This is a genomic window from Leclercia adecarboxylata (assembly GCF_006874705.1).
Lineage (GTDB): Bacteria > Pseudomonadota > Gammaproteobacteria > Enterobacterales > Enterobacteriaceae > Enterobacter > Enterobacter adecarboxylatus_C.
Genome location: NZ_CP035382.1, coordinates 1783215 through 1805084, shown reverse-complemented (window position 1 = coordinate 1805084; position 21870 = coordinate 1783215). Strand labels below are relative to the sequence as shown.

The window sequence follows — 21870 nt, the reverse complement described above, 5'->3', positions numbered from 1 at the left end:
AAAATAACGCCAGTTTGCGTTTAATTCATCCTCTTTACACAGCGGGTAAAATTTCACTCCATGCCCAGCTCTTTTAACTTACGCGTCAGGGTATTGCGACCCCAGCCGAGCAGGCGTGCAGCCTCCTGTTTATGGCCCTGGGTATGGCGCAGCGCGGTAGTGAGCAGCGTGCGTTCCATCTCGGGCTGTGCCTCGGAGAGCAGGTTTTGATGACCGGAACGCAGGGCGCGATCGGCCCACTGCGCCAGCAGAGTCGCCCAGCTGTCAGGCAGGGTCTGACCGGTGCTGCTTTCTGGTACATGGGTTTCGAAAAGCTCAGGGGGAAGATCCTGAATCAGAACCTCCTGGCCTGCGGCCATCACCGTTAACCAGCGACAGGTATTTTCCAGCTGGCGCACGTTACCGGGCCAGGCCAGGCGCGTCAGCGCGGCTTCGGTTTCCGGGTGCAGCAGTTTGGCTTCTACCCCCAGCTCGCGGGCGGCATCCTGCAGGAAATGACGCGCCAGGCGCGGGATATCTTCCCGGCGCTCCCGCAGAGGAGGCAGATGTACGCGAATAACGTTCAGTCGGTGGAATAAGTCCTCACGGAATTTCCCTTCCTGCACGCGCTGCTCCAGGTTCTGATGCGTTGCGGCAATAATGCGCACATCCACCTTCACCGGGGCATAACCGCCTACGCGATAAAATTGTCCGTCGGCCAGCACGCGCAGCAGTCGGGTCTGAACGTCCAGCGGCATGTCGCCAATCTCATCCAGGAAAAGTGTGCCGCCATCAGCCTGTTCGAAACGACCCTGACGAATGGTATTCGCACCGGTGAACGCCCCTTTTTCGTGACCAAACAGCTCGGATTCAATCAAATCCTTGGGGATCGCCGCCATATTCAGGGCGATAAACGGGGCTTTGGCGCGCGGGCTGTGGCGATGCAGGGCATGCGCGACCAGCTCTTTCCCGGTGCCTGACTCGCCGTTAATCAGCACGCTGATGGAGGAGCGCGACAGGCGGCCGATGATGCGAAACACATCCTGCATCGCCGGCGCTTCGCCAATGATATCGGTGGTAGGGCCGAATACCGGGGCGTTACGCGGCTGCTGCTGTTCCTGATAGTGGCTGATGGCGCGTTCAACCAGCGCCACTGCCTCGTCAATATCGAACGGTTTTGGCAGGTAATCGAACGCACCCTGCTGGTAGGCGCTGACTGCTGCATCCAGATCGGAGTGTGCAGTCATTATGATGACCGGCAGCATCGGGTGGCGCTGCTTAATCTGTTTTAACAGCGCCAGGCCGTCCATCCCCGGCATACGGATATCGGACAGCAGCACGTCCGGGGTTTTGGTGGTGAGTGCATCAAGCACGTCGGCCCCGCTCTCAAAAGCGGTGCAGCTTAATCCTGCTCCGGTAAGCGCCCGTTCAAGCACCCAGCGGATGGAGCTATCGTCATCAACTACCCAGACTATCCCTCGTTGCATAACCTAACCCTCTATTTCCTGATTGGCAGGTAAACCGAAAACTCGGTATGACCCGGCCAACTGGTAAATTCAATTTTGCCGGAATGCTGATCTATCAAATTACGGGCAATGGATAAGCCAAGCCCGGTCCCGCCTTCACGGCCGCTGACCATCGGGTAAAACAGCGTGTCCTGTAAATGAGAAGGGATCCCCGGGCCGTTATCTTCCACGTCGATGCGGGCCGCCAGACGGTAGCGCGTACCGTGCAGGGTGAGCTGAAAGGCGGTGCGGGTACGCAGGATAATTTCTCCGCCATCCGCCCCTAATGCCTGCAGGGCATTGCGCACGATATTCAGTAATACCTGTTCAATCTGGTCGGGATCGTGCGGCAGTTCCGGCAGGCTGGGATCGTAATCCCGAATCAGCCTGACGTTATCCGGCAGCTCCATCGACACCAGTTTGACGACGCGCTCGGCCACTTTGTGGATGCTCTCGGTGACGTGCATCCCGGGTTGCTGCGGACCTAACAGGCGATCCACCAGATTACGCAGGCGATCGGCCTGTTCAATGATGACGTTGGTGTACTCCGCCAGCGCCGGGTCGGGCAGGGCTTTGGTTAACAGCTGTGCCGCACCGCGCAGGCCACCAAGCGGATTTTTAATCTCATGGGCGAGGCCGCGCACCAGGTCGCGGGCTGCAATCTGCTGAGCATGCTGGAGCTGCTCCTGGCTCAGGCGACGCTGATTATCCATTGGCGCCATCTCCAGCAGGATCAGGCCTTCCGGCAGCCGTTGCGCGGTCAGGGAGAGAATATGCGAGCGCCCGTCGATCACCAGCGTGACTTCGTTATCGGTAAAGCCTTGTCCCGCCTGCAGGCTCTCCTGCATCAGGCCGATGTTCAGGGAAAAATAACTCAACAGCTCGGGTAACGGCGCGCCAAACAGTTTGCGTGAACTCTGGGCAAGCAACTGCTGGGCCGCAGGGTTGGCGTAATGCACCGCCAGATCGTCGTCGACCAATAAAATGCTGTTGATCAGTGAATTGAGGATCTGCCCAGCATCGGGCAGCGTGCCAGTTGCCATTCAGCAGTCTCCTGGAGTTGGTTGCACCAATTTAGTGCAGTATAGCGTTTCTGCGGTAAAAAGCGCGTGAGATCAGTTTGTTGGTGGTGAAAAAAGCCCATCCGAAGATGGGCTGAAAAGTTTCCACGGCAACAAAAAAAACGGCTATCAATCTCGCGCGGAAAGGCCGCGCGACAGGGATTGAAGATTAAACGCTGTAGTACAGTTCGAACTCAACCGGGTGTGGCGTCATGCGAACACGGTCGTTCTCTTCCATACGCAGCGCGATGTAAGCATCGATCGCTTCGTCGGTGAACACGCCGCCAGCCGTCAGGAACTCACGGTCTGCGTCCAGCGCGTTCAGGGCTTCTTCCAGAGAGCCTGCAACCTGTGGGATCTCTTTCGCTTCTTCTGGCGGCAGGTCGTACAGGTTTTTGTCCATCGCTTCGCCCGGGTGGATCTTGTTCTTGATACCGTCAAGACCCGCCATCAGCAGCGCTGCGAAGCACAGGTATGGGTTAGCCGCTGGATCCGGGAAGCGAACTTCGATACGACGTGCTTTCGGAGAGGAAACCACCGGAATACGGATAGAAGCAGAACGGTTACGGGCAGAGTACGCCAGCATTACCGGTGCTTCGTAGCCTGGGACCAGACGCTTGTAGGAGTTAGTGGTCGGGTTCGCCAGGGCGTTGATCGCTTTAGCGTGTTTGATTACGCCGCCAATGTAGTGCAGTGCCTGCTCGGACAGACCAGCATATTTGTCGCCAGCGAACAGGTTAGTCCCGTTCTTGGACAGGGACATGTGGCAGTGCATACCGGAACCGTTGTCACCAAACATTGGTTTTGGCATGAAGGTCGCGGTTTTACCGAAACGGTGCGCAACGTTGTGCACAACGTATTTGTAGATCTGAATTTCGTCCGCTTTCTTGGTCATGGTGTTGAAACGGGTGGCGATTTCGTTCTGGCCAGCAGTTGCAACTTCATGGTGGTGTGCTTCAACAACCAGGCCCATCTCTTCCATGATCAGACACATGGTAGAACGGATGTCCTGTGAAGAGTCGACCGGTGGAACCGGGAAGTAACCGCCTTTAACAGCAGGACGGTGACCTTTGTTGCCACCTTCGTATTTGGTGGAGGAGTTCCATGCGCCTTCGATATCATCGATAGCAACGTGGGAACCGGAAGTGGTCGCACCAAAACGGATGTCGTCGAACAGGAAGAACTCTGGCTCTGGCCCGAACAGAACGGTGTCTGCGATGCCGGTGGAGCGCAGGTACTCTTCAGCGCGTTTAGCGATAGAGCGTGGGTCGCGGTCATAACCCTGCAGGGTGCCCGGCTCGAGGATATCGCAACGGATGATCAGGGTAGATTCTTCGAAGAACGGGTCAATGAGCGCAGTGGATGCGTCAGGCATCAGAACCATGTCAGATTCGTTGATACCTTTCCAGCCACCAATCGAGGAGCCGTCAAACATTTTGCCTTCTTCAAAGAATTCGGCATTCACCTGATGAGCAGGAATAGTGACGTGCTGTTCTTTGCCTTTGGTATCGGTGAAGCGCAGATCAACAAACTTCACTTCATGTTCGTTCAGCATCGTCAAAACGTGTTCAGCGGACATACTTAACTCTCCAGATTGGTCATTGTCGTCGTGGTAACGAGGTCTTCAAATTCTGTGTAAGGCAGGCGATGTTGCCTTTGGTTGCCGTATTTTTTATTAAGCGAAATCTGTGCCAACTTTTAAAACACCCCAAAAAGGCGTTATCATGCGCACCATAGTGCAAAAGGGCTGCACCACGATGGTTTTGTTGCACCAGTATAGTGCTTCAATGTGAACATTGAGCACCATATTGGTGCAATTTACGTTAAAGTGCCCTTTTACCGCTCCGTGAAAGCGATCACAAAGCATCTCTGCGATACTTGTTTGCGGGGGATGTTTGTGATCCTGTTTTGTAGTGCGATTAATCCGTGTACAATAACGCGCTATTTCTAAATGCCTGAGGCAAAGTTGTGATCGAAAATCTGCGTAATATCGCCATCATCGCGCACGTTGACCATGGTAAAACTACCCTGGTTGATAAGCTGCTGCAGCAATCCGGTACGTTCGATGCGCGTGCCGAAACTCAAGAACGCGTGATGGACTCCAACGATTTGGAGAAAGAGCGTGGGATTACCATCCTCGCTAAAAACACCGCGATCAAATGGAATGACTACCGTATCAACATCGTTGATACCCCGGGGCACGCCGACTTCGGTGGTGAAGTTGAGCGCGTGATGTCCATGGTGGATTCCGTGCTGCTGGTGGTTGACGCATTTGACGGCCCAATGCCGCAGACGCGCTTCGTAACCAAAAAAGCATTCGCCCATGGCCTGAAACCAATCGTGGTTATCAACAAAGTTGACCGCCCTGGCGCGCGTCCTGACTGGGTTGTTGATCAGGTCTTCGACCTGTTCGTTAACCTCGACGCAACCGACGAGCAGCTGGACTTCCCTATCGTTTACGCTTCTGCGCTGAACGGTATCGCAGGTCTGGATCACGAAGACATGGCTGAAGACATGACTCCGCTGTATCAGACGATTGTTGACCGTGTTCCTGCGCCAAACGTTGATGTTGAAGGCACTCTGCAGATGCAGATCTCTCAGCTCGACTACAACAACTATGTTGGCGTTATCGGCATCGGCCGTATCAAGCGCGGTAAAGTGAAGCCTAACCAGCAGGTCACTATCATCGATAGCGAAGGCAAAACCCGTAACGGTAAAGTCGGTAAAGTACTGACCCACCTGGGCCTTGAGCGTATCGAGAGCGACATTGCTGAAGCAGGCGACATCATCGCGATCACCGGTCTGGGCGAGCTGAACATCTCCGATACCATTTGCGACACGCAAGCGGTTGAAGCGCTGCCAGCCCTGTCAGTTGATGAACCGACCGTAACCATGTTCTTCAACGTCAACACCTCTCCGTTCTGTGGTAAAGAAGGTAAGTTTGTTACCTCTCGTCAGATCCTTGACCGCCTGAACAAAGAGCTGGTGCACAACGTGGCACTGCGCGTTGAAGAGACCCCTGATGCGGACGCATTCCGTGTTTCCGGTCGTGGTGAGCTGCACCTGTCTGTTCTGATCGAAAACATGCGTCGTGAAGGTTTCGAGATGGCGGTTTCCCGTCCGAAAGTAATCTTCCGCGAAATCGATGGCCGTAAACAAGAGCCGTTCGAAAACGTAACGCTGGACGTCGAAGAGCAGCACCAGGGTTCTGTGATGCAGGCTCTGGGTGAGCGTAAAGGCGACCTGAAAAACATGAATCCAGATGGCAAAGGCCGCGTACGTCTCGACTACGTGATCCCAAGCCGTGGTCTGATCGGCTTCCGTTCAGAGTTCATGACCATGACTTCCGGTACGGGTCTGCTGTACTCCACCTTCAGCCACTACGACGACGTTCGTCCGGGCGAAGTTGGCCAGCGTAACAACGGCGTTCTGATCTCCAACGGTCAGGGTAAAGCGGTTGCGTTCGCCCTGTTCAGCCTGCAGGACCGCGGTAAGCTGTTCCTGGGTCACGGTGCAGAAGTTTACGAAGGCCAGATCATCGGTATTCACAGCCGTTCTAACGACCTGACTGTAAACTGCCTGACCGGTAAGAAACTGACCAACATGCGTGCGTCCGGTACTGACGAAGCAACGGTTCTGGTTCCACCGGTTAAGATGACTCTGGAGCAGGCTCTGGAATTCATCGATGACGACGAACTGGTAGAAGTGACTCCAACCTCTATCCGTATTCGTAAACGTCACCTGACTGAGAACGATCGTAAACGCGCAATGCGCGGCCCGAAAGAAGATTAATTTTCTTCTCTCCGTCCTCTAAAACCCCGCCTTCTGGCGGGGTTTTTCTTTTCCGCCATGCCGCACGCCTCATAGCCAAACATCTTCTTTCCCGCTACAGTTAATTTTCACGGCGAAAAGGAGAAACACATGCTCTATATCTTTGATTTAGGAAACGTAATCGTCGATATCGACTTCAATCGTGTGCTGGGAACATGGAGTGATTTCAGCCGCGTTCCGCTGGCAACGCTTAAGCAGACTTTTACGATGGGCGACGCCTTCCATCAGCATGAGCGCGGTGAGATTTCGGATGAGCAATTCGCCGAAATGCTCTGTCATGAGATGGATCTTCCCCTCAGTTACGAACAATTTTCTCACGGCTGGCAGGCGATCTTTGTCGGGATTCGCCCCGAGGTGATTGCCATTATGCACAAGCTGCGTGAGCAGGGGCATCGGGTGGTGGTGCTGTCCAATACCAACCGCCTGCACACTACCTTCTGGCCGGATGAATACCCGGAAGTGAAAGCGGCCGCAGATAAAATCTATCTTTCCCAGGAGATGGGCATGCGTAAGCCGGAAGCACGGATCTACCAGGCCGTCCTGCAGGCCGAAGGATTCTCTGCCGCCGACGCCCTCTTTTTTGACGATAACGTCGATAATATAGAGGGAGCTAACCAGTTGGGTATCACGTCAATTCTGGTGACCGGAAAACAGACGATACCTGACTATTTTGCGAAGCAGTTATGCTAAAAATCGTTCATCAAAAAGCCAGCCACCACACCCAACCACTGCGTGCGTGGCTAAAACTCCTCTGGCACCGCATCGATGAGGACAATATGACTACGCTAGCAGGTAACCTCGCCTACGTGTCGTTGCTCTCGCTGGTGCCGCTGGTGGCTGTCATCTTTGCGCTTTTCGCCGCCTTTCCGATGTTTTCGGATGTCAGCCTGCAGCTCCGCCATTTTGTCTTTGCTAACTTCATGCCTGCTACCGGGGATGTCATTCAGAATTACATCGAGCAGTTTGTCGCCAACTCCAGCAAGATGACGGCGGTTGGGGCGTGCGGGCTTATCGTCACCGCGCTGCTGCTGATGTATGCCATTGATAGCGCGCTCAATACGATCTGGCGCAGCACCCGCGCACGGCCTAAAGTTTACTCGTTTGCGGTGTACTGGATGATCCTGACTCTGGGGCCGCTACTGGCCGGGGCCAGCCTGGCGATCAGCTCTTATCTGCTCTCGTTACGCTGGGCCAGCGAACTCGATAGCGTAATTGACGATGTGTTGCGCATCTTCCCGCTGCTCTTGTCCTGGCTCGCTTTCTGGTTACTCTACAGCATTGTGCCGACCACGCGCGTGCCTAACCGGGATGCCATGCTGGGGGCGCTGGTGGCCGCTCTGCTTTTCGAACTGGGCAAGAAAGGATTCGCGCTCTACATCACCATGTTCCCCTCCTATCAGCTGATTTATGGCGTGCTGGCGGTGATCCCCATTTTGTTCCTCTGGGTTTACTGGACGTGGTGTATCGTCTTGCTTGGCGCGGAAATTACTGTCACTCTCGGGGTATACCGCGAACTCAAAAAAGCGGCCGAAGCCGAAAAACGACGAGAAGCAGACCAACCATGATTGCATTAATCCAGCGCGTAACCCGTGCCAGCGTCACCGTGGAGGGAGAGGTGACGGGTGAAATTGGCCCGGGACTTTTAGTCTTGTTAGGTGTCGAAAGGGATGACGACGAGCAAAAAGCCAACCGCTTATGCGAGCGCGTGTTGGGTTACCGTATCTTTGGCGATGCGGAAGGCAAAATGAACCTCAACGTTCAGCAGGCGGGTGGCAGCGTGCTGGTGGTGTCGCAGTTTACGCTGGCCGCCGATACCGAGCGCGGCATGCGCCCGGGATTCTCAAAAGGGGCGGCGCCGGATCGGGCAGAAGCGTTATATGAATACTTTGTTGACCGTTGCCGTCAGCAAGAGATGCATACACAGACCGGACGATTCGCTGCAGATATGCAGGTCTCGCTGGTAAATGATGGCCCCGTCACGTTCTGGCTCCAGGTATGAGTGAGCTGACGGTATGGCCGCGGGTAACAAGAGAGAGTACAGCTATGTATCACCTTCGAGTACCGCAAACGGAAGAAGAGTTGGCGCTTTACTACCAGTTCCGCTGGGAGATGCTGCGTAAGCCATTACATCAGCCGAAAGGGTCGGAGCGCGACGCCTGGGACGCCATGGCACATCACCAGATGGTGATGGATGAAGAGGGCAACCTTGTCGCCGTCGGGCGGCTGTATATCAATGCCGATAATGAAGCCTCCATCCGCTTTATGGCGGTCCATCCCAGCGTACAGGACAAAGGTCTCGGCACGCTGATGGCGATGACGCTGGAGTCCGTGGCCCGTCAGGAGGGCGTGAAGCGCGTCACCTGTAGCGCGCGTGAAGATGCGGTGGAGTTCTTTGCCAAGCTGGGTTTTATAAACCAGGGCGAAATCACCACCCCGCAAACCACGCCGATTCGCCATTTTTTGATGATCAAACCCATCGCCTCGCTGGATGATATTCTGCATCGTGCCGACTGGTGCGGTCAGCTGCAGCAGGCCTGGTATCAGCATATCCCGCTGAGCGAAAAGATGGGGGTACGCATTCAGCAGTACACCGGGCAAAAATTTATCACCACCATGCCGGAGATCGGCAATCAGAACCCTCACCACACCCTGTTTGCCGGCAGCCTGTTCTCGCTGGCGACGCTCACCGGCTGGGGACTTATCTGGCTGATGCTGCGCGAGCGCCACCTGGGCGGCACTATCATCCTCGCCGATGCCCATATTCGTTACAGCCGCCCTATCAGCGGTAAGCCGAGCGCGGTGGCCGATTTAGGCTCGCTGAGCGGCGATCTCGACCGTCTGGCCCGCGGCCGCAAAGCCCGCGTGCAGATGCTGGTGGAGCTGTTCGGTGACGAGACGTCTGGTGCGGTGTTTGAAGGAACCTATATCGTGCTGCCCGCGAAGCCGTTTGGTGCCTACGAAGAGGGCGGGAACGAGGAAGAGTAGCATCAGGAGTGAGAGTTACCCGTTGAGAATGGGGTAACTCTCGGTGTTAAGCCTCAGCCCGTTTACTTAAAAACGATAGCCCATACCCACGTTGAAACCCTTGATCGTATAGTCACGCCCCAGGCTGGCCTTCGTGCCTTCATAGCCGAGATTAATGGAAAGATTGTCGAGCGGGTTCATCACCATGCCCACTCCCCAGGCGAAAGATGCTGATTTCTCGGAAATACCGTCATGGTTCACTTCATTATTACCGTAATTCACCCAGCGGGTATTTCCGGTCGCTTTCATCCATGCGGCACCGCCGAGGGCATAAAGTGAAACGTAGTCATTAATACGGTACGCCGGCCCTGCCAGCAGAGAGTAATAATTCACGTCTATGTCATTATGAACAACGTCGCGGGTCGCTAAATAATCCTGCTTAGTATGCGTTTTCATCCACGAGAAGGAACCAAGAAGGCTGAGCGGAGAATCGAATTCGTAGCGATACTGGACGTTGACGCCATTCAGGTTGTCAAAGCCCTTAACGTCGCTGTGCGCGAAGCCTAAAGAAAAGGTGTGATGATTTGCAAATGCCAGGCTGCTGGTCAGAGAGGCTACCAGTAATATTGCCAGAGAGCTTTTATTCATTGATGTAATCCATTAATCAAAGAAGCCAGATATTTAATAATGATGATAAGAGGGGAGCGTGATGATTATTTTTCCTTTATCACACTGCCTTGGGCGATTTATTTTGCTTTGCTAAATTTGCAGGAGCAAATCTTAATTGCTTTATCGTCAATATGGGATTTCTTAATTCATTCTCTTTCCGCCGACACAGCGCCCAAACGCCATGCGATATCCCTCATCACATCCCTCGCCGCCTGGCTTACGCCACCAAGCTGAAAGAAACCGTGAATCACACCCGACCAACGCTGGCAGGTGCAGTTCACGCCTTGTTCGGTCATGTGTTGATACAAAGCTTCGCCTTCGTCACATAACGGGTCGTACTCGGCGGTGATGATATGGGTTCTCGGTAGGCCATAAAGATCATCCCGCCATAGTGGGCTGGCTTCAGGATGCTGGCGTTCGGTATGGGGAAGATACATGTTGTATCCGCTGAGGAGCGTATCGCGGGTAATAACATAATCCAGCCCATTGCGGGTGTAGCTTTCAAAATGCGCCGTTGCGTCGAGCATAGGATAGATTAGGATCAGCTGAGCGGGCTGCCACAGACCTGCGGCCTTAAGCCGTAGTGCCGTCACCAGTGCCAGATGGCCTCCCGCACTGTCCCCGCAAAGGGTGATGCGGGTTTTATCCACGCCAAATCTGTCCGCGTACTTCCAGACCAGATTTGCGCCTCTTTCAGCATCATCGTGAGCAGCAGGGAAGGTATGTTCGGGAGCCAGTCTGTACTGCACCGCAATCACCCGACAGTTGCTGTAATACGCCAGCTGACGCAGCTGGGGCTCGTGGGTATTAAAACCGCCACTGACAAAACACCCGCCATGATAATAGATAACGGCGGGCAGCGTTTCAGGCGCGTTGAGCGGTGAGTAGGTCCGAAACGTTATTCCGTCCAGCGCCAGCGTTGCTATCTGGACACGCCTTTCCTTCTGCCCCGCAAGCACCGTTCCGGCAACATAGCCAGCCCTCCGTTCATCAATATTCTGGGCGAGCGAAGAGGGTCGCCCTGCGGCGATGAATTCCTGAACCAGCTTATCAATACCCTTTTCCAGTGCCATCGTTTAAACCTCGAGTCTGTATGGATATACAGCGTTATAGCCTGGTATTCTGCGGATGAAAACAGCAGATTTGGGGAGGATACAAATCTGGAAAGCGGCTCGCAGAAACAAAATGTACTGAGCAGAGCGAGTGGATTTTTCCACTTCATCTCAATAACGTAACAGGGTAGGGATACGTCATTGGCGTACACTTAACTTTTGATACTATAAGCCAATGGCGTATGTTTTATGCTATTCATTGAAACGGATATCTTCACTGAAGACGTCAATAAATTACTGGATGACGACGAATACCATAAACTGCAGGTCTTTCTGGCAATGCAGCCTGAATATGGCGATCTGATTCAGAACACGGGAGGCTTACGCAAGGTTCGCTGGCTTGCTGGCGGTAAGGGAGGAAAGCGTAGTGGTGTGCGAGTCATTTATTTTTATCGCTCACGTGAAAATGAAATTCGATTGGTGCTCATCTATCGCAAAGGGATCAAGGATGACCTGCCAGCAAATGAGAAAGCCGTACTGAAAATGATTATTGAGAGATGGTAAATGGATAAGGCGCTATTTGAGCGGTTAACTCAAAGCGTGGCTCAGATGAACGAAATTGCCGGGGGCAAACGCGAGCCATCGCGCACCTTTCAAATCGATGCCATGAAAATTAAAGAAATTCGTCAGGCGTCAGGGCTGTCGCAAAGTAAATTCGCGCAACTAATCTCGGTCAGTGTTGATACGCTACGCAACTGGGAGCAAAGTAGACGTTCACCTACAGGCCCGGCCAAGGCGCTACTTCGTGCTATTGCCAACGATCCGCAGCATGTTATTCCTGCGCTATCCCAGTAATTTAGCCCGGCAGCAAAACCTACCGGGCTAAAAGGCAGATTACTCCCCTTCACCCGGGAACAGGAACGGGTTAATAGAGCTGCGGGCAAAGCCCTCCTGCTCCATTTTGGCGTCCAGAATCAGGGTAGCAAGATCGTCAGCTACGGCCTCCACTTTCGGGTCTTTTTCCTGGTACAAAATTTTCAGGTAGGTGCCACAGTCGCCGCAGCTTTCGGCTTTCACCGCGGACTGCTCGTTCTCCAGCGACCAGTAGTGCAGATCGCGGGTCTGCTCGCAGTTGCTGCACTTGATGCGCACCACGTGCCACTCGGTTTCACACAGGTTGCAGTGCAGGTAGCGCAGCCCCTGAGTGGTACCGATTTGCACCATGCTGGAGACCGGCATCGAACCGCATACCGGGCAGAACTGGCGGGCTTCACCGTATTCGGCACGGGCTTTACCCGGGATCAGGCTGGCCATCTGTGCCCAGTAGAGCGACAGGGCGGCCCAGATAAACGGTGCTTTATCGCTGCTGACTGAGGCAAAATCAGAGGCAAAGAGCGCGCTCGCCATCTGCTCCAGCTCCTGCTCAGAGGCTTTCTCGAGATTCTCGATCACCGCCAGCGCAGGGCCGCTCATCTCGGGCTTCAGCTCGGCAATCAGCGAGTGCAACAGTTTATGCCAGTGCTTATCGCGCGGCAGCACGTGGATATCCAGCGGCGGCTTGCCCTGAACGTTGGCCTCTTTGATGCGCGCGGTCAGGTCCATTTGCAGCGGATGGTCGTACAGCACCACTTCCTGGGCATGGGCGATCAGCCCGGCAAAGCGCAAATAATCGCCAAGCGGGTTGTTCTCTGCCAGTTCACGCAGGCGTTCAGCGCGGCGGTTGTATAGGTTTTTCAGTCTGGGGAACAGTAGCGGCGGAATCACTTCCGCCGTGCGTTTCTCGCTCGAACCCAGCTCATCTTGCGGGATTATGCGAATACTCATTCAGATGACTTTTCCTGTTTCTGGCGGACTTCACGGTACCAGCGCGGGTGATGTTTCTTCGCCCACGTCTTAGTGACCCAGCCTTCCACCATCGCGGTAATGGTGCCTTTCACCCAGAGGGCGGCGTAGATATGCACCATGATAACCACAATTAACGCCACTGCGGCAAATGAATGCAGCATTAACGCAAATCGGATCACCGGGATTGAGAAAGCAGGCGCAAAGTACGGACGCCAGATGATCACGCCGCTCACCAGCAACAGGACCAGGAAGATAATCGCCGCCCAGAATACGCATTTCTGGCCGAAGTTATAACGCCCGGTATCACCTACTTCCTCGTTGACGACGATCTTACGAATATTCTTCGCCCAAAAGATATCATCCCGATTGATTAGGTTATGGTGCCAGTAGCGGAAAAACATGATGATGAACGAGGCGAACATCACCACTCCCACAAACGGGTGCAGGATGCGCGCCAGCTGCGGCGTACCGAGGATCTGCATCAGCCAGTTGAAGGAGGGGAAGAAGAACCCCAGTCCGCTTATCGCCGCCAGCATGAAGCAGAAGGCGGTGACCCAGTGGTTGATACGTTCCGGCGCCGTGTAGCGCACGATGGTGTCACGTTTTCTCATTTGCGCACCTCGTCTTTCTCTTCATGCAGGTTGTCGTCTTCCTCTTCCGCACGGTTCGGACCAACGCCGACGTAGTGGAAGATGCTCGCTGCGAAGGTGGCAGCAAAACCGACCGCTGCCAGCGGTTTCCAGATGCCTTTCCAGAACTTCACGGTGGCGCTGATCTCCGGGTTCTCCGGCAGGCCGTGATACAGGTTCGGCTTGTCGGCGTGATGCAGGACGTACATCACGTGGGTACCGCCAACACCGGCCGGATCGTACAGGCCTGCGTTGTCGTAACCGCGGGTTTTTAGCTCGGATACGCGCTCGCCCGCCAGCGTTTTCATGTCCTCTTTGGAACCAAAGTGGATAGCGCCGGTTGGACAGGTCTTCACGCACGCGGGCTCCTGGCCGACGGTTACGCGGTCGACGCACAGCGTGCATTTGTAGACGCGGTTGTCTTCCGGGTTCAGGCGCGGCACGTCAAACGGGCAGCCGGCGATGCAGTAGCCGCAGCCAATGCACTGCTCAGACTGGAAGTCGACGATGCCGTTGGCATACTGAATGATAGCCCCTTCCGCCGGGCAGGCCTTCAGGCAGCCCGGATCCGCACAGTGCATACAGCCGTCTTTGCGGATCAGCCACTCCAGTTTGTCGTTCTGCTCTACTTCCGAGAAGCGCATCACCGTCCAGGACTTGGCGGTCAGATCGGCAGGGTTATCGTACACCCCGACGTTATGTCCCACTTCGTCACGGAGGTCGTTCCACTCTGAACAGGCCACCTGACAGGCTTTACAGCCGATACAGGTGGTCACGTCAATAAGCTTCGCCACTTCCTGCTGGTGGTCCCGCGCCTGAGGCGCGGGGGTGAAACTGTTAGTCGCGGAACGACGAATAATGTCTTGCGATTGATAAGCCATAAGTCGTCTCCGTTACACCTTTTCCACGTTCACGAGGAAGGCCTTAAACTCCGGCGTCTGCGTGTTCGCATCACCGACGAACGGCGTCAGGGTGTTTGCAATAAACCCTTTCTTCGCCACGCCCTCGTAACCCCAGTGAATCGGGATGCCGATGGTATCCACCTCTTGCCCGTGCACGTTCAGGGTGCGAATACGCTTGGTCACCACCGCCTTGGCTTTGATGTAGCCGCGGTTGGAGGAGACCTTGACGGTATCGCCCTGGGCGATGCCGAGCTTGTTCGCCAGCTTCTCGCCGATCTCCACAAACTGTTCCGGCTGCGCGATGGCGTTAAGCCGCGCGTGCTTGGTCCAGTAGTGGAAGTGCTCGGTCAGACGGTAAGTGGTACCCACATACGGGAACTTGTCTTTTTTACCCAGCGCGTCGAAATCGCCCTTAAAGATACGGGCTGCCGGGTTAGAAACCACGTTCGGGTGCAGCGGGTTGGTGCCCAGCGGCGTCTCAAACGGCTCGTAGTGTTCCGGGAACGGACCTTCCGCCATCTTATCGATCGCGAACAGACGTCCCATCCCTTCAGGCTGCATGATAAATGGCCCGACATCGCTGCCCGGAGGCGCGGTGCTGTAGTCCGGAATATCCACGCCGCCCCATTTCGCGCCGTCCCATTTCAGCAGCTGACGCTTCGGATCCCACGGGTTGCCCTGCGGGTCTGCGGAGGCACGGTTATAGAGGATGCGCCGGTTCAACGGCCATGACCATGCCCAGCCCAGCGTATTGCCGAGGCCCGACGGGTCGGCGTTATCGCGGTTGGCCATCTGGTTGCCTTTCGGCGTCCAGCTCCCGGCAAAGATCCAGCAGCCGCTGGAGGTGGTGCCGTCATCACGCAGGTGCGCAAAGGTGCTGAGCTGATCGCCTTTCTTCGCCAGAACCGCACCGGTAGCCGGGTCGATAACATCCGCCAGCGCTTTACCGTTGCTCTCCATCGCCACCTCTTCCGGGGAAGGGTTCTCCGGCGTCGAGTAGTTCCAGGTCATGTTCAGCACCGGTTCCGGGTTCGCGCCGCCTTCTGCCGCGTACATCTTACGCAGGCGTAAGAAGATACCGGCCAGGATCTCGCCGTCGTTCATGGCGATGCCCGGGGCATCCGCGCCTTTCCAGTGCCACTGCAGCCAGCGGCCGGAGTTGACGATGGAGCCGTTCTCTTCCGCGAAACAAGTGGACGGCAGACGGAACACTTCGGTCTGAATCTTCGACGGATCGACGTCGTTCGATTCACCGTGGTTCTGCCAGAAGGTCGCCGTCTCGGTATTGAGCGGGTCAATGGTGACCAGGAACTTTAGTTTCGACAGAGACGCCACAACCTTGTTCTTGTTCGGGAACGACGCCACCGGGTTAAAGCCCTGGCACAGATAGCCGTTGACCTGACCCTGGTTCATCATCTCGAAGTACTGCAGAACGTCGTAGCCTTTGTCCCACTTCGGCAGCCAGTCAAAGCCCCAGCTGTTTTCAGCCGTCGCTTTATCACCATAGAAGGCCTTCATCATAGAGACGAAGAACTTCGGATAGTTGCCCCAGTAGTTCACCTGGCCTTCGAGCAGCGGTTTTGGCGTGCTGGCCGTCAGATAGGTTTGCAGGTCGGTCTGTTTTTCGCTTGGCAGGTTCATATAACCCGTCAGGCTCTGCGACAGCAGGCCGAGGTCGGTCAGACCCTGGATATTGGAGTGACCGCGCAGGGCGTTGACGCCGCCGCCAGCCATCCCCATGTTGCCGAGCAGCAGCTGCACCATCGCCATGGTACGGATGTTCTGCGCGCCGATGGAGTGCTGGGTCCAGCCGAGGGCATACAGGAACGAGGCGGTTTTATCATGAACGCTGGTTTCAGCGATCATCTCGCACACCTTCAGGAAGTCCGCTTTCGGCGTCCCACAGATGTTTTCAACCACGTCCGGCGTATAGCGGGAAACGTGCTCTTTCAGCAGGTTCCAGACGCAGCGCGGGTGTTGCAGCGTGATATCGCGTTTCGCGAAGCCTTTCTCATCCAGCTCGTAGTTCCAGCTGGTTTTGTCGTACTTACGTTTTTCGGCGTCGTAACCGCTGAACAGGCCATCTTCGAAGTGGTAATCCTCACGCACGATCAGGCTGGCGTTGGTGTAGGCTTCGGTGTATTCGCGGTTATATTTTTCGTTAGTCATCAGGTACAGCAGTACGCCCGACAGGAAAGTGATGTCAGTACCTGAACGAATAGGGGTGTAGAAATCCGCCACTGACGCCGTACGCGTAAAGCGGGGATCGATCACAATCAGTTTCGCACCGTTGTGGATTTTGGCTTCCATCGCCCAGCGGAACCCGACAGGGTGCGCTTCAGCGGCGTTACCGCCCATCACCACAATGAGGTTGGCGTTCTTGATGTCGACCCAGTGGTTGGTCATCGCACCGCGACCAAATGTTGGAGCAAGACTTGCTACCGTTGGTCCGTGTCAGACACGCGCCTGGTTGTCGACCGCGAGCATGCCGAGTGCGCGCGTGAATTTCTGGGTTAAATAGCCGGTTTCGTTACTGGAGGCAGAGGCACACAGCATCCCGGTGGAGAGCCAGCGGTTAACGGTGGTACCTTCGGCGTTCTGCGCCATGAAGTTAGCATCGCGGTCTTCTTTCATCAGCTTAGCGATGCGATCGAACGCTTCATCCCAGCCAATTTGCTGCCACTTGTCGGAGCCAGGCGCGCGATACTCGGGGAATTTCAGACGGCTTTCTGAGTGGATAAAGTCCACCAGACCAGCCCCTTTCGGGCAGAGCGCGCCACGGTTGACCGGATGATCCGGGTCCCCTTCGATATGGAAAATAGATGCTTTGGCGTTTTTTGCACCGTCACCGAGGCTATACATCAACAGCCCACAGCCGACAGAGCAGTACGTACAGGTGTTACGGGTTTCGCGGGTGCGCAGCAGTTTGTACTGCCGTGTTTCCGCCAGCGCTACGCCGGGCGCAAAGCCCAGTGCCGCCGCCGTGGTGCCTGCCATACCGCCAGCGCAGATCTTAAAGAACTGCCTTCTGCTGACCTGCATGGTCACTCCTTGTTTCGACATTGCTACCTTTATAGGTCGAGCCGCAGGAGCGTTTTGCTGCTTGCCTGCAACGCGCATTATTCGGGTATATATAGTTTTACTTTACGGTTACAAAACAACCGCAAAGGGTTGGAATTTTGTATTCCCACAATTCCTTGAGGGATAGGGCGCAGAATACCACATTGTCGGTAGGCTTGTTTGAATGGAGTTAAAACATCGTGAATAAAATCTAAGCGTGCTAATTTAAAAATGTGAATTAGATCACGTTATTAACTTTATGTGTTACAAGGCTGTATCAACCTGGCGAGACTCCTCCTCCCGTGGGAGTAAGACAGGAGAAAAGGCGTCCTAATGAAAAATTGATCCATCTCTGGGGCGCATCGCCGCCATTTATGCTGCAATAGCACACTTATTTTCGAAGTTGCCAGGAACGATGTCGTGTCAAAACAAAACCGAGATACCTCCTCCCAGCCCGTCGGCGTAGTGGCGTGCGAGGTGCGCAGACCCCCTCAGCTCAACCAACCCATCCCGGACTGGATTGCGCAAGAGGTGCCCGTGGCGCTGGTCTACAATGGTATCTCGCACGTGGTGATGATGGCTTCGCCAAAAGATCTGACGCTCTTTGCCATCGGGTTTTCGCTCTCTGAGGGGATAATCGACCACCCGCAGGAGATCTACGGGATGGATGTGGTTCAGGCCTGCAACGGAATGGAGGTGCAGATTGAACTCTCCAGCCGGCGTTTTATGGCCCTGAAGGAGCGCCGTCGCGCCCTGGCCGGGCGTACCGGCTGCGGCGTCTGTGGCGTGGAGCAGCTGAACGACATCGGCAAACCTATCGCCCCGCTGCCCTTTAGCCAGACCTTTACGCTGGCGAACCTCGATATCGCCTTGAACAACCTTCATTCGGTACAGCCGGTAGGTAATCTGAGCGGCTGCACGCACGCCGCCGCCTGGGTACTGCCGTCGGGCGAAATTGCCGGTGGGCATGAAGATGTCGGACGCCATGTGGCGCTGGATAAACTGCTGGGCCGGCGGGCGGGAGAGAGTGCCGCCTGGCAGCAGGGTGCCGCGCTGGTCTCCAGCCGGGCCAGCTACGAGATGGTGCAAAAGGCGGCGATGTGCGGGGTTGAGATCCTGTTTGCGGTCTCCGCGGCCACCACGCTGGCGGTTGAGGTGGCCGAGCGCTGCAACCTGACGCTGGTGGGGTTCTGCAATCCGGGAAGGGCCACGGTTTATACTCATCCGCAGCGTTTGAATATTGTTCAATAAATTTGAATTGTTATAGCAAATCCTTCCGCTATCAGTTGTCGGTGATGAGGCTTATTATTTATCACATCAAGGCACAACGCCTTACACCAACAACTTATCGCAAGGGTCACTATCATGAAAAGCATCAAAACTTTTGTCGCAGTAATCGCTCTGGCTACTTCTTTCGGTTCTTTCGCTGCGCAGACCGTGACTGCAACCGGTTCAACCATCGATGGCACTGAAGCTAAAATCGCGGCTCAGGCCGAGCAGGCTGGAGCGTCCTCTTACACCATTACTCAGGCGTTCTCCGGTAACCGTGTGCACATGACCGCTGAGCTGAACAAATAAAAGCGAAGTATCTGTCGAAAGAGCGCCCCAGGGGCGCTTTTTTAGTTTATGCCCGCCAGGCGTAATAACGCCGTCACCACTGCCGCCGCGACAATCACGAAAATCAACGGCACCTTGCGCCAGGCAAGGAATACCGCAAAGGCCACGCCCAACACCCGCGCCATCCCGGCAAAATGCTCCCCTTCATAGAAGGTGGTCGCCAGCGCCACTGAAAACAGCAGCACCGTTGCCGCATCCGACAGCAGCGCCTGGGAGCGTTCAGACAGCGCTAACCGGCTGCCCAGCTTCGCCCCGCCGAGACGCATCAGGTAGGTGCCGGCCGACAGCAGGGCGATGCCGAGAATAAAGACGGTCATGTTTTCCATTATTTCTTCCTCGCCGCGAGGCCCAGCAGAGAGAGCAATACCGGCAGCCCCACCGGCGCAAAGGGCACCGCGGCCAGCGACAGGGCGGCACCGCTACAGGCGCGGATAAGCGTGGTGCGGTTCTTAAAGGCGGGCACGACTAACGCCAGTAAAATGGCCGGGAATACCGCATCCAGCCCGATGGTTTCCGGGTCGGGCAGCAATTTGCCGACCATCGCCCCCAGCAGGGTGCCCAGCGGCCAGATAATGGCCACCCCAAGGCCGCAGAGCCAGTAGGCGGCTTTGCGCTGCTCCGGCGTTTTTTGCGACAGGCCAAACACCACGCTTTCGTCATTCATAATGTGGCAGCCCAGGAAGCTGGCGCCGCGTTTGCCCACCAGCTCACGCACCGTTACGCCAAAAGGGACATGGCGGGCATTGACCAGCAGTCCGGCCGCCGCGGCGGCAAGGGGATTGCCCCCGCTGGCGACGATGCCGATAAACATAAATTCCGAAGCGCCCGCCAGCACTGAAAGGGAGAGCACAAAGGGCACCCACAGCGGGAAGCCATACGCCATCGCCAGCGAGCCGTAGGACATCCCCACAACACCCACCGCCAGACACACGAGAATAATCGCCTTGATGGTGTCGCCTTTGAGACAAGAGAACGCGTGTTTCATACAGTTTTAGCCATAACGAACGAGTATCCATTATAATGAACGCATCACATTCGTTTATCAAGATGAACGATTCGTTCGATTTATAGAACAAGAGACCGTTTTATGACGCAGCCAATCAGCGTAATCGCCAAAAGTCTGGTGCGGGAGCGCATGCGGACCGGACTTTCACTGGCGGAAATCGCTCGCCGGGCCGGGATCGCCAAATCAACACTCTCTCAGCTGGAGTCCGGGAACGGCAACCCCAGCCTCGAAACCCTGTGGTCGCTCTGCGTGGCGCTGGATATTCCCTTTGCCCGTTTGCTCGAACCGCAGCAGCCCACCACCCAGGTGATCCGCCTCGGGGAAGGAACAAAAGTCATTGCTGAACAGGCTAACTTTGAGGCCATTTTGCTGGCGACCTGTCCGCCGGGCGCGCGACGCGATATCTATATCCTGACGGCGCAGCCCGGAGCCGACCGTATCTCCCATCCGCACCCGCCGGGGTCGGTTGAGCATATTATTGTCATGAAGGGCCGGGCGCTGGTTGGCCTCACCGGGGCACCGGAAGAGCTCGGGATTGGGGACTATATTTGCTATCCTGCCGACCAGCCGCACATCTTCAAAGCCCTTGAGCCAGACACTTACGCGCTCATGGTGGCGGAACAAAACTGACACACTAAGACACGGATAATCATGTCGCTTAAAGCCATTGCTAAAGAACTGGGACTGTCGGTAACGACGGTGAGCCGCGCCCTCAACGGCTATTTTGACGTTTCCAGCGAGACGCGCGCCCGCGTGGAAGCCGAAGCGCAGCGTCGCGGCTATCGCCCGAACACCTTCGCCCGTCGTCTGAAGATGGGCAAGATCGACGCCGTGGGGCTGGTCTTTCCGGTGCATCCCGTGCCGCTCAATAACAGCGTCTTTATGGACATGGTCGGCGAAATTAGCCACGAACTGGCGCAACATGAGATCGATTTATTATTGATTGCCGATGACGATCTGGCCGACAAACACAGTTACATGCGCATGGTGCAGAGCCGTCGCGTGGATGCGCTGATCGTGGCCCATACTCTGGACAACGATCCGCGACTTGAGCAACTTCAGGCCGCCGGGTTCCCCTTCCTGGCACTCGGCCGCAGCCATCTGCCTGAACCCTATGCCTGGTTCGATTTCGATAATTATGCGGGCACGTACACCGCGACCCGGCGGTTAATTGAGCGGGGGCATCAGCGCATCGCGCTGTTGGGTGAGAGCAACAATCAGGCGTTTATTACCCAGCGCCGTCAGGGCTACCTTGATGCTCTGAACGAGGCAGGGCTCTCCAGCGAATGGCTGCGCACCATGCCGCCTTCCCGCCGCGCGGGCTACACCACCACCCAGGCGCTGCTGGCGCTGGATGTCGCTCCCACGGCGATCGTCACCGACTGCAACACCCATGGCGACGGGGCCGCGATGGCGTTGGCGCAGATGGGGCGCTTAACGGGCGAGAACGCCGTTGCGCTGGTGGTCTACGATGGTCTGCCGCAGGACAGCATTGTCGATATCGACGTGGCGGCGGTGATCCAGTCCACCCGTCAGGGGGTGGGCAAGCAGATTGCCGACATGGTGTTGCAGCTGATTAACGGCGATGACATCAGCCAGCTGCAGGTGCTGTGGCAACCGGAATTCTCTCCAGGCCAGACGGCATAAATTTCCCTAAATTCTAAACCCGATCACAAATCCGAAACGTTTTGGTTTGTATCCGAAACGTTTCGGATCAACACTCAGGATATCCCGATGACAGGAGATGTCC

General features: G+C 55.7%; 22 protein-coding genes. 11 read left to right on the top strand and 11 right to left on the bottom strand.

Annotation, left to right across the window (positions count from 1 at the left end; translation table 11 throughout):
* Positions 1-53: 53 nt before the first annotated feature.
* The 3 genes from glnG to glnA form a co-directional block, all read right to left on the bottom strand.
* The gene (gene glnG, locus ES815_RS09630; protein ID WP_142487614.1) at positions 54-1466 is read right to left on the bottom strand and encodes a nitrogen regulation protein NR(I); all 1413 of its coding nucleotides are present in this window, start codon (positions 1464-1466) and stop codon (positions 54-56) included.
* A gap of 11 nt (positions 1467-1477) precedes the next feature.
* On the bottom strand, positions 1478-2527 hold the full coding sequence (gene glnL, locus ES815_RS09625) for a nitrogen regulation protein NR(II) (RefSeq protein WP_142487613.1): 1050 nt from the start codon (positions 2525-2527) through the stop codon (positions 1478-1480).
* Between the two features lie 187 nt (positions 2528-2714).
* Positions 2715-4124 (bottom strand): glutamate--ammonia ligase, encoded by a 1410-nt coding sequence (glnA, locus tag ES815_RS09620; protein ID WP_142487612.1) that lies wholly within the window; start codon positions 4122-4124, stop codon positions 2715-2717.
* Positions 4125-4513: 389 nt separating this feature from the next.
* On the opposite strand from glnA, the gene typA reads away from it, so the two are divergent.
* The 5 genes from typA to fabY all read left to right on the top strand — a co-directional run bounded on the left by typA (position 4514) and on the right by fabY (position 9361).
* On the top strand, positions 4514-6337 hold the full coding sequence (gene typA / locus ES815_RS09615) for a ribosome-dependent GTPase TypA (RefSeq protein ID WP_142487611.1): 1824 nt from the start codon (positions 4514-4516) through the stop codon (positions 6335-6337).
* 129 nt (positions 6338-6466) lie between these two features.
* Positions 6467-7066 carry a glucose-1-phosphatase gene (yihX, locus tag ES815_RS09610; protein WP_142487610.1) on the top strand — a complete coding sequence of 200 codons (600 nt, stop codon included), beginning with the start codon at positions 6467-6469 and terminating at the stop codon, positions 7064-7066.
* Entirely contained in the window at positions 7060-7941 is an 882-nt protein-coding gene (locus tag ES815_RS09605; RefSeq protein ID WP_142487609.1) for a virulence factor BrkB family protein, read from the top strand. The genes yihX and ES815_RS09605 overlap by 7 nt, the downstream gene beginning before the upstream one ends.
* The gene (gene dtd, locus ES815_RS09600; protein WP_142487608.1) at positions 7938-8375 is read left to right on the top strand and encodes a D-aminoacyl-tRNA deacylase; all 438 of its coding nucleotides are present in this window, start codon (positions 7938-7940) and stop codon (positions 8373-8375) included. The genes ES815_RS09605 and dtd overlap by 4 nt, the downstream gene beginning before the upstream one ends.
* A 44-nt stretch (positions 8376-8419) precedes the next feature.
* Complete coding sequence (gene fabY, locus ES815_RS09595; RefSeq protein ID WP_185902396.1) at positions 8420-9361, top strand: fatty acid biosynthesis protein FabY; 942 nt, start codon at positions 8420-8422, stop codon at positions 9359-9361.
* 66 nt (positions 9362-9427) lie between these two features.
* On the opposite strand, the gene ES815_RS09590 is transcribed toward fabY, so the two are convergent.
* Both ES815_RS09590 and ES815_RS09585 read right to left on the bottom strand, forming a co-directional pair.
* Positions 9428-9988 carry an Ail/Lom family outer membrane beta-barrel protein gene (locus tag ES815_RS09590; RefSeq protein WP_142487606.1) on the bottom strand — a complete coding sequence of 187 codons (561 nt, stop codon included), beginning with the start codon at positions 9986-9988 and terminating at the stop codon, positions 9428-9430.
* A 167-nt stretch (positions 9989-10155) separates the two neighbouring features.
* Entirely contained in the window at positions 10156-11082 is a 927-nt protein-coding gene (locus ES815_RS09585; protein WP_142487605.1) for an alpha/beta hydrolase, read from the bottom strand.
* A 228-nt stretch (positions 11083-11310) separates the two neighbouring features.
* On the opposite strand from ES815_RS09585, the gene ES815_RS09580 reads away from it, so the two are divergent.
* Both ES815_RS09580 and nadS read left to right on the top strand, forming a co-directional pair.
* Positions 11311-11625, top strand: a complete 315-nt coding sequence (locus ES815_RS09580) for a type II toxin-antitoxin system RelE/ParE family toxin (protein WP_142487604.1) — start codon at positions 11311-11313, stop codon at positions 11623-11625.
* On the top strand, positions 11626-11916 hold the full coding sequence (gene nadS, locus ES815_RS09575) for a NadS family protein (RefSeq protein WP_142487603.1): 291 nt from the start codon (positions 11626-11628) through the stop codon (positions 11914-11916). It begins immediately after the preceding gene.
* A 39-nt stretch (positions 11917-11955) separates the two neighbouring features.
* Here nadS and fdhE read toward each other — a convergent pair whose 3' ends face one another.
* Genes fdhE through fdnG form a run of 4 tightly spaced genes read right to left on the bottom strand, consistent with a single transcriptional unit; the run spans position 11956 to position 17479 of the window.
* Positions 11956-12885 carry a formate dehydrogenase accessory protein FdhE gene (gene fdhE, locus ES815_RS09570; protein ID WP_142487602.1) on the bottom strand — a complete coding sequence of 310 codons (930 nt, stop codon included), beginning with the start codon at positions 12883-12885 and terminating at the stop codon, positions 11956-11958.
* Entirely contained in the window at positions 12882-13517 is a 636-nt protein-coding gene (fdoI, locus tag ES815_RS09565; protein ID WP_015569914.1) for a formate dehydrogenase cytochrome b556 subunit, read from the bottom strand. Before fdoI ends, fdhE begins: the two co-directional genes overlap by 4 nt.
* Positions 13514-14416, bottom strand: a complete 903-nt coding sequence (gene fdxH, locus ES815_RS09560) for a formate dehydrogenase subunit beta (RefSeq protein ID WP_142487601.1) — start codon at positions 14414-14416, stop codon at positions 13514-13516. Before fdxH ends, fdoI begins: the two co-directional genes overlap by 4 nt.
* A 12-nt stretch (positions 14417-14428) precedes the next feature.
* Positions 14429-17479 carry a formate dehydrogenase-N subunit alpha gene (gene fdnG, locus ES815_RS09555; RefSeq protein WP_142490036.1) on the bottom strand — a complete coding sequence of 1017 codons (3051 nt, stop codon included), beginning with the start codon at positions 17477-17479 and terminating at the stop codon, positions 14429-14431.
* Positions 17480-17917: 438 nt separating this feature from the next.
* Here fdnG and fdhD point away from each other — a divergent pair, with 438 nt between their 5' ends.
* Both fdhD and ES815_RS09545 read left to right on the top strand, forming a co-directional pair.
* Complete coding sequence (gene fdhD, locus ES815_RS09550; protein ID WP_142487600.1) at positions 17918-18748, top strand: formate dehydrogenase accessory sulfurtransferase FdhD; 831 nt, start codon at positions 17918-17920, stop codon at positions 18746-18748.
* A gap of 114 nt (positions 18749-18862) precedes the next feature.
* The gene (locus ES815_RS09545; protein ID WP_142487599.1) at positions 18863-19075 is read left to right on the top strand and encodes a YdgH/BhsA/McbA-like domain containing protein; all 213 of its coding nucleotides are present in this window, start codon (positions 18863-18865) and stop codon (positions 19073-19075) included.
* Between the two features lie 41 nt (positions 19076-19116).
* Here ES815_RS09545 and ES815_RS09540 read toward each other — a convergent pair whose 3' ends face one another.
* Positions 19117-19440: an AzlD domain-containing protein gene (locus tag ES815_RS09540; RefSeq protein WP_103825275.1), complete on the bottom strand. Its 324-nt coding sequence runs from the start codon at positions 19438-19440 to the stop codon at positions 19117-19119.
* Positions 19440-20099 carry an AzlC family ABC transporter permease gene (locus tag ES815_RS09535; RefSeq protein ID WP_142487598.1) on the bottom strand — a complete coding sequence of 220 codons (660 nt, stop codon included), beginning with the start codon at positions 20097-20099 and terminating at the stop codon, positions 19440-19442. The genes ES815_RS09540 and ES815_RS09535 overlap by 1 nt, the downstream gene beginning before the upstream one ends.
* Positions 20100-20201: 102 nt before the next feature.
* Here ES815_RS09535 and ES815_RS09530 point away from each other — a divergent pair, with 102 nt between their 5' ends.
* Together ES815_RS09530 and ES815_RS09525 are read left to right on the top strand one after the other, a co-directional pair.
* Positions 20202-20750: a helix-turn-helix domain-containing protein gene (locus ES815_RS09530; RefSeq protein WP_142487597.1), complete on the top strand. Its 549-nt coding sequence runs from the start codon at positions 20202-20204 to the stop codon at positions 20748-20750.
* A gap of 21 nt (positions 20751-20771) precedes the next feature.
* Positions 20772-21767 carry a LacI family DNA-binding transcriptional regulator gene (locus ES815_RS09525; RefSeq protein ID WP_142487596.1) on the top strand — a complete coding sequence of 332 codons (996 nt, stop codon included), beginning with the start codon at positions 20772-20774 and terminating at the stop codon, positions 21765-21767.
* Positions 21768-21870: the final 103 nt, after the last annotated feature.

Coding starts and splice junctions, on each gene's coding strand:
- ES815_RS09530 (WP_142487597.1), top strand. CDS start 20,202: ATGACGCAGCCAATCAGCGTAATCGCCAAAAGTCTGGTGCGGGAGCGC.
- yihX (WP_142487610.1), top strand. CDS start 6,467: ATGCTCTATATCTTTGATTTAGGAAACGTAATCGTCGATATCGACTTC.
- glnL (WP_142487613.1), bottom strand. CDS start 2,527: ATGGCAACTGGCACGCTGCCCGATGCTGGGCAGATCCTCAATTCACTG.
- ES815_RS09605 (WP_142487609.1), top strand. CDS start 7,060: ATGCTAAAAATCGTTCATCAAAAAGCCAGCCACCACACCCAACCACTG.
- ES815_RS09535 (WP_142487598.1), bottom strand. CDS start 20,099: ATGAAACACGCGTTCTCTTGTCTCAAAGGCGACACCATCAAGGCGATT.
- ES815_RS09540 (WP_103825275.1), bottom strand. CDS start 19,440: ATGGAAAACATGACCGTCTTTATTCTCGGCATCGCCCTGCTGTCGGCC.
- ES815_RS09590 (WP_142487606.1), bottom strand. CDS start 9,988: ATGAATAAAAGCTCTCTGGCAATATTACTGGTAGCCTCTCTGACCAGC.
- glnG (WP_142487614.1), bottom strand. CDS start 1,466: ATGCAACGAGGGATAGTCTGGGTAGTTGATGACGATAGCTCCATCCGC.
- ES815_RS09585 (WP_142487605.1), bottom strand. CDS start 11,082: ATGGCACTGGAAAAGGGTATTGATAAGCTGGTTCAGGAATTCATCGCC.
- fdoI (WP_015569914.1), bottom strand. CDS start 13,517: ATGAGAAAACGTGACACCATCGTGCGCTACACGGCGCCGGAACGTATC.
- nadS (WP_142487603.1), top strand. CDS start 11,626: ATGGATAAGGCGCTATTTGAGCGGTTAACTCAAAGCGTGGCTCAGATG.
- ES815_RS09525 (WP_142487596.1), top strand. CDS start 20,772: ATGTCGCTTAAAGCCATTGCTAAAGAACTGGGACTGTCGGTAACGACG.
- fdxH (WP_142487601.1), bottom strand. CDS start 14,416: ATGGCTTATCAATCGCAAGACATTATTCGTCGTTCCGCGACTAACAGT.
- ES815_RS09545 (WP_142487599.1), top strand. CDS start 18,863: ATGAAAAGCATCAAAACTTTTGTCGCAGTAATCGCTCTGGCTACTTCT.
- fdhE (WP_142487602.1), bottom strand. CDS start 12,885: ATGAGTATTCGCATAATCCCGCAAGATGAGCTGGGTTCGAGCGAGAAA.
- dtd (WP_142487608.1), top strand. CDS start 7,938: ATGATTGCATTAATCCAGCGCGTAACCCGTGCCAGCGTCACCGTGGAG.
- ES815_RS09580 (WP_142487604.1), top strand. CDS start 11,311: ATGCTATTCATTGAAACGGATATCTTCACTGAAGACGTCAATAAATTA.
- fabY (WP_185902396.1), top strand. CDS start 8,420: ATGTATCACCTTCGAGTACCGCAAACGGAAGAAGAGTTGGCGCTTTAC.
- glnA (WP_142487612.1), bottom strand. CDS start 4,124: ATGTCCGCTGAACACGTTTTGACGATGCTGAACGAACATGAAGTGAAG.